This window comes from Pseudomonas sp. Mb7 (genome assembly GCF_054790525.1).
In genome coordinates this window covers 4,485,250-4,500,038 of sequence record NZ_CP186501.1, presented here as the reverse complement: position 1 = coordinate 4,500,038, position 14,789 = coordinate 4,485,250, and the positions used below count along the sequence as shown (strand labels likewise).

11 protein-coding genes are annotated in these 14,789 nt (G+C 59.8%); 4 read left to right on the top strand and 7 right to left on the bottom strand.

What is annotated here, in order from left to right; genetic code table 11:
• Nucleotides 1–3: 3 nt before the first annotated feature.
• The 4 genes from ACOYXH_RS20175 to lpxC all read left to right on the top strand — a co-directional run bounded on the left by ACOYXH_RS20175 (nucleotide 4) and on the right by lpxC (nucleotide 4,434).
• Complete coding sequence (locus ACOYXH_RS20175; RefSeq protein WP_053123632.1) at nucleotides 4–870, top strand: cell division protein FtsQ/DivIB; 867 nt, start codon at nucleotides 4–6, stop codon at nucleotides 868–870.
• A gap of 15 nt (nucleotides 871–885) precedes the next feature.
• On the top strand, nucleotides 886–2,145 hold the full coding sequence (gene ftsA / locus ACOYXH_RS20170; RefSeq protein ID WP_007916987.1) for a cell division protein FtsA: 1,260 nt from the start codon (nucleotides 886–888) through the stop codon (nucleotides 2,143–2,145).
• A gap of 68 nt (nucleotides 2,146–2,213) precedes the next feature.
• A complete protein-coding gene (gene ftsZ / locus ACOYXH_RS20165; RefSeq protein ID WP_007916986.1) occupies nucleotides 2,214–3,410 on the top strand; it encodes a cell division protein FtsZ in 1,197 nt (398 codons plus the stop codon).
• A 112-nt stretch (nucleotides 3,411–3,522) separates the two neighbouring features.
• Complete coding sequence (lpxC, locus tag ACOYXH_RS20160; protein ID WP_007916984.1) at nucleotides 3,523–4,434, top strand: UDP-3-O-acyl-N-acetylglucosamine deacetylase; 912 nt, start codon at nucleotides 3,523–3,525, stop codon at nucleotides 4,432–4,434.
• A gap of 148 nt (nucleotides 4,435–4,582) precedes the next feature.
• Here the strand turns inward: lpxC and ACOYXH_RS20155 are convergent, their stop codons facing one another.
• The 7 genes from ACOYXH_RS20155 to ACOYXH_RS20125 form a co-directional block, all read right to left on the bottom strand.
• Nucleotides 4,583–6,088 carry a sensor domain-containing diguanylate cyclase gene (locus tag ACOYXH_RS20155; RefSeq protein WP_095125773.1) on the bottom strand — a complete coding sequence of 502 codons (1,506 nt, stop codon included), beginning with the start codon at nucleotides 6,086–6,088 and terminating at the stop codon, nucleotides 4,583–4,585.
• Nucleotides 6,089–6,232: 144 nt separating this feature from the next.
• A complete protein-coding gene (locus ACOYXH_RS20150; protein ID WP_095125945.1) occupies nucleotides 6,233–7,549 on the bottom strand; it encodes an OprD family porin in 1,317 nt (438 codons plus the stop codon).
• 196 nt (nucleotides 7,550–7,745) lie between these two features.
• Nucleotides 7,746–7,967, bottom strand: a complete 222-nt coding sequence (locus ACOYXH_RS20145; protein ID WP_095125944.1) for a hypothetical protein — start codon at nucleotides 7,965–7,967, stop codon at nucleotides 7,746–7,748.
• Between the two features lie 319 nt (nucleotides 7,968–8,286).
• The gene (locus tag ACOYXH_RS20140) at nucleotides 8,287–9,651 is read right to left on the bottom strand and encodes a heavy metal sensor histidine kinase (RefSeq protein WP_460409911.1); all 1,365 of its coding nucleotides are present in this window, start codon (nucleotides 9,649–9,651) and stop codon (nucleotides 8,287–8,289) included.
• Nucleotides 9,641–10,318 carry a heavy metal response regulator transcription factor gene (locus ACOYXH_RS20135; RefSeq protein ID WP_007916978.1) on the bottom strand — a complete coding sequence of 226 codons (678 nt, stop codon included), beginning with the start codon at nucleotides 10,316–10,318 and terminating at the stop codon, nucleotides 9,641–9,643. Before ACOYXH_RS20135 ends, ACOYXH_RS20140 begins: the two co-directional genes overlap by 11 nt.
• A gap of 8 nt (nucleotides 10,319–10,326) precedes the next feature.
• Complete coding sequence (locus ACOYXH_RS20130) at nucleotides 10,327–13,428, bottom strand: multidrug efflux RND transporter permease subunit (RefSeq protein WP_460409910.1); 3,102 nt, start codon at nucleotides 13,426–13,428, stop codon at nucleotides 10,327–10,329.
• Nucleotides 13,425–14,585 carry an efflux RND transporter periplasmic adaptor subunit gene (locus tag ACOYXH_RS20125; protein WP_460065954.1) on the bottom strand — a complete coding sequence of 387 codons (1,161 nt, stop codon included), beginning with the start codon at nucleotides 14,583–14,585 and terminating at the stop codon, nucleotides 13,425–13,427. The genes ACOYXH_RS20130 and ACOYXH_RS20125 overlap by 4 nt, the downstream gene beginning before the upstream one ends.
• Nucleotides 14,586–14,789 lie beyond the last annotated feature (204 nt).

The following is a 14,789-nucleotide window of genomic DNA, read 5'->3' as shown; positions in this document are numbered from 1 at the left end:
ACGATGCAAGGCGCTCAGCTCCGACATCAGCCTCCCGCACCCGGCCGCAAGCCGGTGCCACGGGGTGCCAGCCGAATGGTGGCGAAAGAGCCGATGTCCGCGCGCCTGCCGAAAGCCAATTTCGGCTTTCTGAAAAGTCTGTTCTGGCCAGTGCTGCTGGTGGTGCTGGGCTTTGGTACTTACGAAGGTGCAACGCGTTTGCTGCCGTACGCCGACCGGCCGATCACCAAGATCGCCGTGCAAGGCGACCTGAGCTACATCAGCCAGCAAGCGGTGCAGCAGCGGATCGCCCCGTACGTGGCGTCGAGCTTCTTCACCATCGACCTGGCCGGTATGCGCACCGAGCTTGAGCAGATGCCGTGGATTGCCCACGCCGAAGTACGTCGGGTGTGGCCGGACCAGGTGGTGATCCGCCTCGAAGAGCAGCTGCCGGTGGCGCGTTGGGGGGATGAGTCATTGCTGAACAACCAGGGCCAGGCGTTTACGCCCAAGGAACTGGCGAACTACGAACATCTGCCACAGCTGTTCGGCCCACAACGGGCTCAGCAGCAAGTGATGCAGCAGTATCAGGTGCTGAGCCAGATGCTGCGGCCGTTGGGCTTTTCGATTGCACGCCTGGAACTGCGTGAACGCGGGAGTTGGTTCCTGACCACCGGTGCCGGCAGTTCTGGCCCCGGCATCGAGTTGCTGCTGGGACGCGGCAACCTGGTGGAAAAGATGCGCCGTTTTATCGCCATCTATGACAAGACGCTTAAAGACCAGATTACGAACATTGCGCGCATCGATCTGCGCTACGCCAACGGCCTCGCTGTTGGCTGGCGGGAACCAGTAGCGCCGACGACAGCCCAACCCGCTGTCGCGAAGAATTAAGAAGAGGCAGGACCCATGGCAAACGTGCAAAGCGGCAAAATGATCGTCGGTCTCGATATCGGCACCTCCAAGGTGGTGGCGCTGGTCGGCGAGGTCTCCGACGACGGCTCGCTGGAAATCGTCGGGATCGGTACCCATCCGTCCCGTGGCCTGAAGAAGGGCGTGGTGGTCAACATCGAGTCCACCGTGCAATCGATCCAGCGCGCGATCGAAGAAGCCCAACTGATGGCGGGCTGCCGCATTCACTCGGCGTTCGTCGGTGTGGCGGGCAATCACATCCGCAGCCTGAACTCCCACGGCATCGTCGCGATCCGCGATCGTGAAGTCAGCTCGGCCGACCTTGAGCGCGTGCTCGACGCTGCTCAGGCTGTGGCGATTCCGGCAGACCAGCGCGTGCTGCACACCCTGCCGCAGGATTACGTGATCGATAACCAGGAAGGCGTTCGCGAACCACTGGGCATGTCCGGCGTACGTCTGGAAGCCAAGGTTCACGTGGTCACCTGCGCCGTCAACGCCGCCCAGAACATTGAAAAATGCGTGCGTCGCTGCGGTCTGGAAATCGACGACATCATTCTTGAGCAACTGGCCTCGGCCTACTCGGTACTGACCGACGACGAGAAAGAACTGGGCGTGTGCCTGGTCGACATCGGCGGCGGCACCACTGACATCGCGATCTTCACCGAAGGCGCGATCCGCCACACCGCAGTGATCCCGATTGCCGGTGATCAGGTGACCAACGACATCGCCATGGCGTTGCGCACCCCGACCCAGTACGCCGAAGAAATCAAGATCCGCTACGCCTGCGCCCTGGCCAAGCTGGCCGGTGCCGGTGAAACCATCAAGGTGCCGAGCGTTGGCGACCGTCCACCACGCGAACTGTCGCGTCAGGCCCTGGCCGAAGTGGTCGAGCCGCGTTACGACGAACTGTTCACGCTGATTCAGGCCGAGCTGCGTCGCAGCGGCTACGAAGACCTGATCCCGGCGGGCATCGTCCTCACCGGCGGTACTTCGAAGATGGAAGGCGCCACTGAACTGGCCGAAGAAATCTTCCACATGCCGGTGCGCCTCGGCGTGCCGCATGGCGTGAAGGGCCTGGATGATGTGGTGCGCAACCCGATTTATTCCACTGGCGTTGGTTTGTTGATGTACGGCCTGCAAAAGCAGTCCGACGGGGTTTCGTTCTCCGGCATCGGCAGCCGCGACAGCTACAGCAACGAAGAGCCACAGGCACCGTTGCTGGACCGATTGAAGAAGTGGGTTCAAGGCAACTTCTAAAGCTTTACCGCAACACCGCAACAAAAAAGCAGTAGGCGAAAAAACTAGAGAATGTAAGGAGAGGGAAAATGTTCGAACTCGTAGACAACATCCCCGCAAGCCCGGTAATCAAAGTTATCGGTGTTGGCGGTGGCGGCGGCAACGCTGTCAATCACATGGTCAAGAGCAACATCGAAGGCGTTGAATTCATCTGCGCCAACACTGATGCTCAAGCGCTGAAAAACATCGGTGCGCGTACCATTCTGCAACTGGGTACCGGCGTGACCAAAGGTCTGGGCGCTGGCGCCAACCCTGAAGTAGGTCGTCAGGCCGCTCTCGAAGACCGTGAGCGCATTGCCGAAGTCCTGCAGGGCACCAACATGGTGTTCATCACCACTGGCATGGGCGGCGGTACCGGTACCGGTGCTGCGCCGATCATCGCCGAAGTGGCCAAGGAAATGGGCATTCTGACCGTTGCTGTCGTAACGCGTCCGTTCCCGTTCGAAGGCCGCAAGCGTATGCAGATCGCCGATGAAGGCATCCGCATGCTCTCGGAAAGCGTTGACTCGTTGATCACCATTCCTAACGAGAAGCTGCTGACCATCCTCGGTAAAGACGCCAGCCTGCTGTCGGCTTTCGCCAAGGCTGACGATGTACTGGCCGGTGCCGTTCGCGGTATCTCCGACATCATCAAGCGTCCGGGTATGATCAACGTCGACTTCGCCGACGTACGTACCGTGATGAGCGAAATGGGCATGGCGATGATGGGCACTGGCTGCGCCAGCGGTCCGAACCGTGCACGTGAAGCCACCGAAGCGGCGATCCGCAACCCGCTGCTGGAAGACGTGAACCTGCAAGGCGCACGCGGCATCCTGGTGAACATCACCGCCGGTCCTGACCTGTCCCTGGGTGAGTACTCCGACGTGGGTAGCATCATCGAAGCCTTCGCTTCCGAACACGCGATGGTCAAGGTCGGTACCGTTATCGATCCGGACATGCGCGACGAACTGCACGTGACTGTGGTTGCCACTGGTCTGGGCGCGAAAATCGAGAAGCCTGTGAAGGTCATCGACAACACCGTTCACACCTCCATGGCTTCTGCCCAGGTACAACAACCGGCTGCGGCCCGTCAGGAAGCGCCAGCGGTCAACTACCGTGATCTGGATCGTCCGACCGTCATGCGCAACCAAGCTCAGGCCGGTGCTGCGGCTGCCGCGAAGATGAATCCGCAAGATGATCTGGACTACCTGGACATCCCGGCATTCCTGCGTCGTCAGGCCGATTGATGGAATGTATCAGGGCTATGAAGGTGATTGGTGTTCAGCAAAGGCATGGTCTGCTATCATCGCCAGCCTTTGTTGATACCAGTTCGCAATTTGCGCTGAAGCGGCCCAAGCCATGATTAAACAACGCACACTGAAAAATATTATCCGTGCCACAGGTGTAGGCCTGCACTCCGGTGAGAAGGTCTATCTGACCCTCAAGCCTGCGCCTGTCGACACTGGCATTGTGTTTTGTCGCGCTGACCTCGACCCTGTGGTGCAGATTCCTGCCCGCGCGGAAAACGTCGGTGAAACCACTATGTCGACGACGCTGATTAACGGCGACGTGAAAGTGGACACGGTAGAGCACTTGCTCTCGGCCATGGCTGGCCTGGGCATCGATAACGCCTACGTCGAGCTCTCCGCGTCCGAAGTCCCGATCATGGATGGCAGCGCTGGACCCTTCGTATTCCTGATTCAATCGGCAGGCCTGGAAGAACAGGACGCCGCCAAGAAATTCATCCGCATCCTGCGTGAAGTGACAGTGGAAGACGGCGACAAGCGCGCCACTTTCGTCCCTTTCGAAGGGTTCAAGGTGAGCTTCGAGATCGATTTCGATCACCCGGTATTCCGGGACCGCACCCAAAGTGCAAGCGTGGATTTTTCCAGCACTTCGTTCGTAAAAGAAGTCAGCCGCGCCCGTACCTTTGGTTTCATGAGTGATATCGAGTACCTGCGCAAGCACAACCTCGCACTCGGCGGCAGCGTTGAAAACGCAATCGTGGTCGATGCCGATGGCGTACTGAACGAAGACGGCCTTCGCTATGAAGACGAATTCGTGAAGCACAAGATCCTCGATGCCATTGGCGACCTGTATCTGCTGGGTAACAGCCTGATTGGTGAGTTCAAGGGCTTCAAGTCCGGCCACGCACTGAACAACCAGCTGCTGCGCAAGTTGATTGAGCAGACAGACGCTTGGGAAGTGGTGACGTTCGAAGACGCCAGCACCGCACCAATCTCTTACATGCGCCCGGTTGCGGCGGTGTAAGTAAAAAACCTCTCTAGTTTTTTGAAGGCCATCCTCGGATGGCCTTTTTTTATGCCCTTTTAAAATCAAAAGATCGCAGCCTTCGGCAGCTCCTACAGGGTGATCGCATTCTCATGTAGGAGCTGCCGAAGGCTGCGATCTTTTGATCTTAATAGCTGACGACGCGGTTACGCCCACTTTCCTTGGCCTGATAAAGCGCCTTGTCCGCCGCAAACAACAACTGCTCCAGCGTCATCTCACTCGCCGCCGTCCAGCTCGCAATGCCGATACTCACGGTCATCGGCCGCTCGGCCCCGTCGACCAACGGCAACTGCTCCACCCCCTGACGAATATGCTCGGCTATCTGCTGTGCGCCATGGCCATCGGTCTCGGCGAGAATCACCGAAAACTCTTCACCTCCGTAGCGCGCCACCAGATCCGTCGGTCGCCGCACGTTTTCCGTGATGACCCTGGCCAGCGTCTTCAGCGCCAGGTCGCCGGCCTGATGCCCATGTCGATCATTGAAAGCCTTGAAGTGATCGGCATCGATCATCATCACCGACATCGGTTTGCCCGAGCGCTGGGCGCGGAACCACTCATGGCGTAGTGCCTGATCGAGCATCCGCCGATTGGCCACGCCCGTCAGCGCATCGGTAGCGGCCAGTTGGGCCAACTCGCGCTCGGCCCGTTGGCGCAGGCGCAACTCGCGGGCCAACAGCCAGGTCAGCCACAGCAAACCCATACACAACACGCCCGTGGCACCACTGATCAGCATCGCGGTGCGCCGCCAGGTGCCAAATACTTCATCGCTGGACAGCGCGACCATCACCGTCAGTGGCAGATTGCCGACCCGCGAATAGGTATAGAGGCGTTGTTGATGGTCCATGCTCGAGGTGCTGGTAAAACTGCCATTGCCATCCTTGTCTCCCAGAATACGCACGACATTCGGTCGGTTGCCGTAGCTCTTGCCGATGGAATCGCTTTGCAGATACGGCTTCTGCGCCAGCAGGACGCCGTCGTTGTTGATGATGTTCAACGTGCTGTCTTTGCCAATGTCGAGGCTGTTGAACAACTGATCGAAGTAATCGAGTTTCATCGACGCCACGGCTACCCCGGCGAACTCGCCGGTTTGCGAGGAAATCCGTCGACTGAAGCTGATTCGCCACTGATTGGCCTCCTCACAGTCGCAACGGGTCTTGAACGGGCGGCTGATGAACATGCCGACGTCGTGATTGAAAGCGTGGGCAAGGAAGTATTCGCGGTCGGCAAAGTTGCCCGGTTTTGGCTCGATCCGTGAGGAGTCGGCAATCACATCTCCGTGCTTGTCGAGGAGCAGTATGTCGCCCTTGAAGCGCGCGGTGGTCGAGCGGTCGAACAGCGCCAGATGGCGGATCTGCGGTGAGACATCTTGCAGGTCGTCGCGCTGGGCGGCGGCGATCAGGCCTTGCAGGGTCAAGTCGTACAACTCGACGGTGCGCAGGACATCGGCGTCGATCAGTTGCGCGATGGTGGTGGCACTGCGGGTAGCCGACTCCTGAGCGTTGGCGTGCTCGCGGATCAGCAGGAACGTGACGATGCACAGAATCGCGATCACGGTCAGCGAACTGCCGCAGATCAGCAGCAACTCGGGGCGTCCGGTCTTGCCCGCAACGGGTGGGGTACGGCTCGCGATCATGATTGGGCTGTCGGTTGGGGAGAAGTCTTATAAGCGTAGTAGGCCAAAAACCACAGCCGAAGCCAGAAACCATTTCCAATGTGGGAGCAGGCTCGCTCCCACAGGGTGCATCACTGAATTCAAGACGGTGTTATGGCGCCGATCTTAGAAGACGTTGATCGGGTAGTCGATGATCACGCGGTATTCATCTGTATCCGAATCAATCACGCCGTAGCCGTTGCCGCCACGGTTGGTCGCCCATTGCAGGTGGAGCGCCAGATCCTTGGCCTGACCGCTCTGCACCACGTACTTCAAGTCGAGATCGCGTTCCCAATGCTTGGCGTTGCGGCCATCGGCGCTGTACCAGTTGGAATAGCCTTTGCTGTCGGGGTCGACCTTGGTCAGGTCCACCTTGCCGCGCGAATACGACACCGCCGTGGTCAGCCCCGGCACGCCGACACCGGCGAAGTCATAGGCGTACTTGAGCTTCCACGAGCGTTCGTTCGGGCCGTTGAAGTCGGAGTATTGCTGGGAGTTGTCGAGGTAAACGCTGTCGCCTTGGCTGATGTAGTCGAACGGCGTGTTGCCGTTGACCCGCTGATACGCGGCGGTAACGCTGTGATTACCGACGCCAACGGTGAAATGCAGGCTGTAGGTGTTGTTGTCGATGTTGCCCAGCAGCGCATCACCGGTGTCTTGCGTGTGATAGAAGTGCAAGCCCGGGTTGAGGCTGACTAGATCGTTCAACTGCCAGGTGTAGTCGAGGTCGTAGTAATACTGGTTCCAGATGTCCTTCAACTCAGAGGCATAAAGGCTGCTGGTCAGGCCTTCGACACCGCTCCACGCCACGCCGGCCCAGTTCAGGTGCTGGCTCTCATCACCGTCGGCAAGAGTGCCGTAGGAAGTGCCGATGCGCGTGTGGCCACTCTGGTTGTAAGGCTTGTTGAAACTCGCCTGGCCGCCTTCGATCAACCAGCCATCGAAGCTGTGGTTGGTCAGGCTCACACCACGAAAAGTCTGCGGCAGCATGCGCGTTTCACCGCCGGCAATCACCGGGTTGGTGAGGAACAGATCACCGGCCTTCAACTCGGTATCGAACGCGCGCATTTTCAACGTGCCGCCCGCCGTGGAGAACGCCCCCGGCGCTTTGCCGCCATTCTCTCTGACCGGCAGGATGCTCGAGCCGTCGGTGCCGCCACCGCCATCGAGCTTCAACCCGAGCATGGCGTGGGCATCAATGCCGAAACCGACCGTACCTTCGGTGTAGCCCGACTTGAAGACCCCGAGAAAGCCCTGGCCCCACTCGATGTTGTCGTCCGCTTTCTGCAAGCGGTTGCGATTCATGTAGTAGTTGCGGGCGTTGAGGTTGAGGCTCGAACCCTCGACAAAGCCATCTTTGGCAGGCTCGTCAGCGTGAGCGGCAGGGGCAATCGTTGCGGCAATTGCAAAGAACAGCGGGGTGCAGCGAACTGGGTAACGCACGTGCGATGGAGCTCCTTGGGTCAACTGGCCCTTCAATGGCTTGAGGGCTTGATGTTTCTTGTTGTTACAGACGAACCAAACGGCTTTCAGACCACAACGAAAAAAGGCCGCTGAAAGGCAGCGGCCTGGAATGACGACGGTTGAACGGGAAGAGCCAAACAACCGCGTCGAGGGAAACGTTGGCGCGGAGCGCGACTCAGCTGTCTGTCTCGCTTGCTTGAGTCTGGGAAGTGGCAGCCTGCGGGGCTTGCGAGGCGTCCTGAGCCTTGGCCATCACTTCGGCCTGATGCTGATCGAAGGCCTGAGCGCGAGCGATATTTTGCGCTACGAACGACTGCGATTCTTCAGCCATCGCCATCGGCGACAGGATCAATGAGGACAAAACGAAAGCGCTGGCAATACCCATACTGTTGGACATCTTGAAAACCTTCTCGCTTGGCGAGTGCTGTTTGGTGCGGGCAAAGATAAGGTCGCCGGGCGTTGGGAAACAGCGTGATTTTCATAAATGACTGTTGCGCAGGAGGTAAAAGTCGAAGTTCGCGGTGTAGCCAAGAGCAACCCCCTCACCCCAACCCTCTCCCCCAAGGGGGCGAGGGGGAAGGGAGCAGATTGGGGGCTTTTCAAAGCCTGAGTTCGACTGGATATTTCAGGTCGGTGTAACTCGAGAGAACAACTCGGTCAGTCCCCTCTCCCTCCGGGCGGTCCGACGTTTCGGGAGGGTTAGGGTGAGGGGCTTTTCAGACCGGCAAATAAATCCCGAAGGTATTCATCCCCCGATCACTGCGCACAAACACATCGCCGCCATGCATCAGCGCAATCGCCTTGACGATCGCCAGCCCCAAGCCATGGTTATTGCCACTGTTGCTGCGCGAGGCATCCACCCGATAAAAGCGCTCGAACAAGCGCGGCAAATGCTCGCTGGCAATCGGCGAGCCGGGGTTGGCCACGCCGATACTCACCTGATGCGCTTCAACCTCAATCCGCACCTCGATGACCTGACCCGCGCCGGTGTGCTGCACCGCATTACTCAACAGATTGATCAACGCCCGGCGCAAATGCGCGACCTCGATCTGCACCAGCGCATCGCCGCTGACGTGCACTTCAACTTGCGCATCTTCAAGAATGAAATCCAGATACTCCAGCGTCGTCGCCACCTCATCCGCCAGCGACGTCGAGGTCAGTTTGGTCGCCTTGTTACCCTGATCGGCACTGGCCAGAAACAACATGTCGTTGATTATCGAACGCAGCCGTTCCAACTCTTCCAGGTTCGATTGCAGCACTTCGAAATAATGTTCGGCAGAACGCCCACGGGTCAGCGCCACCTGAGTCTGGCCAATCAGATTGGTCAGCGGCGAACGCAGCTCATGAGCGACATCGGCGTTGAACGATTCCAGCCGCGAGTAGGCCTGTTCAACCCGTTCCAGCGTCGAGTTGAAGGAGTCGACAAACTGCTCAAGTTCCGGTGGCAGCGGCGACAGACGCAAGCGCCCGGCCCGTAGCGGAGGCGCCAGTCGTTGAGCTTCATGGGACAGTTTGATCAGCGGTTTGAGACCAATCCGCGCGACCCAATAGCCCAGCGCCGAAGCCATCAGCACACCGACAATCGCCAGCCCGATCAAGGCAATCAGCAAGTTGTGCTGAGTCTCATGAAAGGTCTCGGTATCGATGCCGATCATGAACCGTAGCGGCGGACGCTGATCCTTGGCCGGCAACTCGGTCAGCAGCACTTTCAGTGGATAAGGCTGGCCGGGCAACTGCAAGTCATGCATGCCCAGCGGGCCTTGGGCGAAGGCACGAATCGCCGCATCCGGCTGACCGTATTCATAACCCGGATCGCCACTCACCACCCAGAACCGAATGCGTTTGTCCTCTTCGCCAAGCAATTTCAACTTGGCGTTGATCTTCACCCAATGCTCGGGGGTGCCGAAGCGATTGAGCGCCGATTCGAGCACGCTGTAACGCGCATCCAGTTCGGCTTCCGGCAGCAGCCCGAGGCCTTTATCAACCTGTTGATACAACGCGCCGCCGATCAACAGAAACACCAGCAGCGCCACCAGCGTGAACATACCGCTGAGGCGCAGCGCGATGGAATTACTGGACACCACGGCTCTCCAGCACATAACCCATGCCACGAATGGTGTGCAGCAGTTTCTCGTCGAACGGCCCGTCGAGCTTGGCACGCAGGCGTTTGATCGCGACTTCGACGACGTTGGCATCGCTGTCGAAATTGATGTCCCAGACCATTTCGGCGATGGCGGTTTTCGAAAGGATTTCACCTTGGCGACGGGCGAGGACGCTCAACAACGAAAACTCCTTGGCGGTCAGATCCAGTCGGGTGCCGGCGCGAGTCGCCTTGCGGCTGATCAAATCTATCCACAGGTCGGCGATGCTCACCTGCACCGGTTCATGGCCGCCGCTGCGGCGGGTCAGCGCTTGCAGGCGCGCGACCAGTTCAAGGAAGGAAAACGGTTTGCCGAGGTAATCGTCGGCGCCGTCGCGCAGGCCTTTGATGCGGTCTTCGACGCGCTCACGGGCGGTGAGCATGATCACCGGGGTTTGCTTGCGCGCACGCAACGCGCGCAGCACGCCGAAGCCATCGAGGCCCGGCAACATGACGTCGAGGACGATCACCGCGTAGTCGCTTTCCAGCGCCAGATGCAGACCCTCGACGCCGTCGCGGGCCAGGTCCACGGTGTAACCCTGTTCCGTCAGACCGCGGTGCAGATAGTCCGCGGTTTTTTCCTCGTCTTCGATAATCAGAACGCGCATGACCCGCCTCAGTCTGTGGTCGCCAGCGCCGCTACGGGCGCAGGTTTGGGCCTGTGGAACAGCCGCTCAAGCCACAAGTATATGACCGGAGTGGTAAACAACGTCAGCATCTGGCTGACCAGCAAACCGCCGACCACCGCGATCCCCAGCGGCTGACGCAGTTCGGCGCCAGTGCCGTAGCCGAGCATCAGCGGCAGCGCGCCGAGCAGGGCGGCGAGGGTGGTCATGATGATCGGCCGGAACCGCGTGATGCATGCTTCGAAAATCGCATCCTGCGGTGACAGGCCTCGGTGGCGCTGCGCTTCGAGCGCAAAGTCGATCATCAGGATGCCGTTCTTCTTGACGATACCGATCAGCAACACCAGGCCGATCAAGGCCATGATCGAAAAGTCCTGGCCGCAGATCCACAGCATGATCACCGCACCCAAACCTGCCGCCGGCAGCGTCGAAATAATCGTCAGCGGGTGCACGAAGCTTTCATAAAGCACACCGAGAATGATGTACACCGCCACCAGCGCCGCAAGAATCAGCCACGGCTGACTGGCCAGCGAACTCTGGAACGCCTGCGCCGCGCCCTGGAAATTGCCGCTGATCGTCGTCGGCATGCCGATCTCGGCCTTGGCCTGATTGAGCAGAATCACCGCATCACCCAGCGCAACGCCGGGCGCCAGGTTGAACGACAAGTTGGCGGCCGGGAACATGCCGTCGTGGGCAATCGACAACGGGCCAATGGTCGGCGCATCGAACTTGGCCAGCGCCGACAGCGGCACCATCTCGCCACTCAGCGGCGAACGCAGGTAGAAATAGTTGAGGCTTTCGGCCTTGCCGCGTTGCTTGGTGTCCAGTTCCAGAATCACGTTGTACTGGTTGACCTGAGTCTGGAATTCATTGATCTGCCGTTGCCCGAAGGCATCGTACAGCGCCTCGTCGACATCGCTGGCGGTCAGGCCGAAACGGGCGGCGGCGCTGCGGTCGATGCTGATGTGAGTGATGCTGCCGCCCAGTTGCAGGTCGTTGGAAATATCGCGGAACGCCGGGTTGCTGCGCAGTTTTTCCGTCAGGCGTTGCGTCCATGTCGCGAGGGTCGCGCCGTCGTTGCTCTTGAGTACGTATTGATACTGCGCGCGGCTCGGGCCGGAGCTGAGGTTGATGTCTTGGCCGGCGCGCAGATAGAGGACGATGCCGGGGACTTTCATCAGTTGCGGACGGATGCGGTCGATGAACTGGCTGGCGCTGACGTCACGGTCGCCGCGTTTTTTCAGGGCGATCCAGAAACGGCCGTTGGCGATGGTCTGGTTGCTGCCGGAGACACCCACCGAGTGGGAAAACGCCTGCACGGCCGGATCGGCGGCGACGATTTCGGCCATCGCCAGGTGTTTTTTCACCATGTCGCCGTAGGAAATATCCGCAGCCGCTTCAGTGGTGCCGAGGACGAAACCGGTGTCCTGCACCGGGAAGAAACCTTTGGGGATAAAGATGTAACCGCCGATGGCCAGCGCCAGCGATAAACCGAACACGCCGATCATCAATTTCTGATGGGCGAGGGCACGGCGCAGACCTTTCTCGTACCAGCCGAGCAGACGTTCGCTGAAGCCCGGTTTGGCGTGGGCGTGGTGCACCGGTTTGCGCATGAACAACGCCGCCAGCGTCGGCGCCAGGGTCAGCGACACCACCACGGAAATCATGATGGTCGAGGTCGCGGTCAGGGCGAATTCCTTGAACAGGCGCCCGACCACACCGCCCATGAACAGCAGCGGAATAAACGCCGCCACCAGCGAGAAACTGATCGAGACCACGGTGAAGCCGATCTCGCCCGCACCCTTGATCGCGGCCTCGCGCATGTCGTCGCCGGCCTCCAGATGCCGGTGGATGTTTTCCACCACGACAATCGCGTCGTCGACGACGAAGCCGACCGCGACGACGATCGCCACCAGCGTCAGGTTGTTCAGGCTGAAACCGAGGAGGTACATCAAAGCGAAACTGGCGATCAGCGAAACACCCAGAACCGCCGAGACAATCAGGGTCGCCGACAACTGACGCAGGAACAGCGCCATCACCGCGACCACCAGCATGATCGCGATCAACAGCGTGATCTCGACTTCATGCAGCGAGGCACGAATGGTCTGGGTGCGGTCGATCAGGGTTTTCACTTGCACCGAAGCCGGCAGCATCGCTTCGAGGCCCGGCAGGGCGGCTTGAATGCGGTCAACGGTTTCGACGATGTTGGCGCCGGGCTGGCGCGAGATCACCAGGTTCACGCCAGGTTGATCTCCGGCCCAGGCTTGCACATAGGCATCTTCCGAACCGTTGACCACTTTGGCGACATCACGCAGGTGAACCGGGGCGCCATCCTTGTAGGAAACGATGAGTTGGCTGTAGTCCTCGGGGTGGAACAACTGGTCGTTGGTCGACAACGTCGAGATGCTTGATTCGCCGTACAGCGCCCCTTTGGCCAGGTTGAGGCTGGTTTGCTGAATCGCCAGTCGGATGTCGGCGAGGGTCAGGCCGATCGCCGCGAGTTTGTCCGCCGAGGCTTGTACGCGAATCGCCGGACGTTGCTGACCGGTGATGTTGATTTGTCCCACGCCGTCGATCTGACTGATCTGACGCGAGAGCAGGGTTTCCACCAGGTCGCTGAGTTCGGTGCCGGGCATTTGTGTCGAGCTGACGCTGAGGATCAGCACCGGGCTGTCGGCCGGGTTGACCTTCTTCCAGGTCGGCAGGGTCGGCATGTCCTTGGGCAGTTTACCGGCGGCGGTGTTGATCGCCGCTTGGACTTCCTGAGCAGCAGTGTCGATGCTTTTATCGAGGGTGAATTGCAGGGTCAAAAGGCTGGAGCCCAAGGCACTGCTGGAGGTCATCTGGGTCATGCCGGGGATGGCGCTGAATTGCACCTCAAGCGGCGTGGCCACGGATGAGGCCATGGTGTCGGGGCTGGCGCCGGGCAACTGCGCGGAAACCTGAATCGTAGGAAATTCCGCTTCCGGCAGTGGGGCGATTGGCAAGCGCGGGAAGGCAATCAAACCGACCAGCACCAAAGCGATGGTCAGCAGGATTGTGGCGACCGGGTGATCGATGCACCACGTCGAAACACCTTTATGCGCCTTCATGGCTTCGGCTCCGCCTGCACCACTTGCGGCGGCTCGCTCATGACTTGCACGGTCGAACCGGGTTTAAGCCGCGACTGGCCGTCGGTGACCAGCACGTCACCGGCCTTCACGCCTTTGATGATGTCCTGGCCGCTGCCCTGGTAAACCATTTGCACCTGCACCGCTTCGACCTTGTCGCCATTCACCCGGTAAACGAAGTGTTGGTCGAGGCCGCGTTGTACGACGGTGGGCGGGACGACCAGCGCATCTTTGTCGAGGGCTGTCTGAATTTTTACCGTGACCAGCAGGCCAGGCCAGAGCTTCTGGCTGGCGTTGTCGAATTCGGCCTTGGCGCGGATGGTGCCGGTGTTGGCGTTGATCTGGTTGTCGATGAGGGTCAGGTGACCTTCGCCGAGCAGGTTGCCGGTTTCGCCGTCCGTGTCGGCGCCGATGTAGGCCTTGACTTGCGCGCGTTGCGGGTCGTTGATCAAACCTTGCAGGGTCGGCAGCATTTGCTGGGGCAGGGAGAATTCGACGGCGATCGGGTCGATCTGGGTGACGGTGAACAGGCCGGCGGTGTCGGTCAGGCGCAGGAAGTTGCCTTCGTCGACGGTGCGAATACCGACGCGGCCGGTGACGGGGGAGCGGATTTGCGTGTAGGACAGCTGAACTTGGGCGGCGTCGATTGAGGCTTGGTTGCCTTGGGCGGTGGCTTTCAATTGGTTGACCAGGGCTTGTTGCTGGTCGTAGGTCTGTTTCGAGATGCCGTCGTCGATGGTGAGCAGTTTGTAGCGTTTGAGGTTGACCAGGGCGACTTGCAGTTGCGCCTGGCTTTCGCCCAGTTGGGCCCGGGCCTGGTCGAGGCTGGCGCGAATGGAGCGGTCGTCGATGGTGGCCAGCAGGTCGCCTGCTTTGACGAGTTGGCCTTCTTTGACGAGGATTTTGGTGAGGATGCCGTCGATCTGGGGGCGCACTACGACGCTGTGTAATGAGAGTACGGAACCGATGCCGCTGGTGTAGCGGGGGACGTCTTTTTCGCTGACCGCTATGACTCGCACCGGGATGGCGGTGGGGGTGGCGAGTTTGGTGGGGGCGGGTTTCAGGGTGTACCACAGACCTGCGCCTGCGAGGACGATCAATAGGGTGGCGAGCAGGGCTTTGTTCTTTTGGATTCGCATGCGGGGTGGGCGCCGGACGGAGTTTGGGCAGGGTTAGGGTCTTTATAAACTTGTTTGGGGGTCAGGAGGGTGACGGCTAGCTGTCGGCGCTGTCAGTTTTCTTTGCGGTGGATCCGTTGCTGCGGTAACGGCGGCTTAGGGTTTCGCCCTTACGGCGACTCACTTTTTTACAAGCGCCTAAAAAAGTAAGCAAAAAACGCTTGC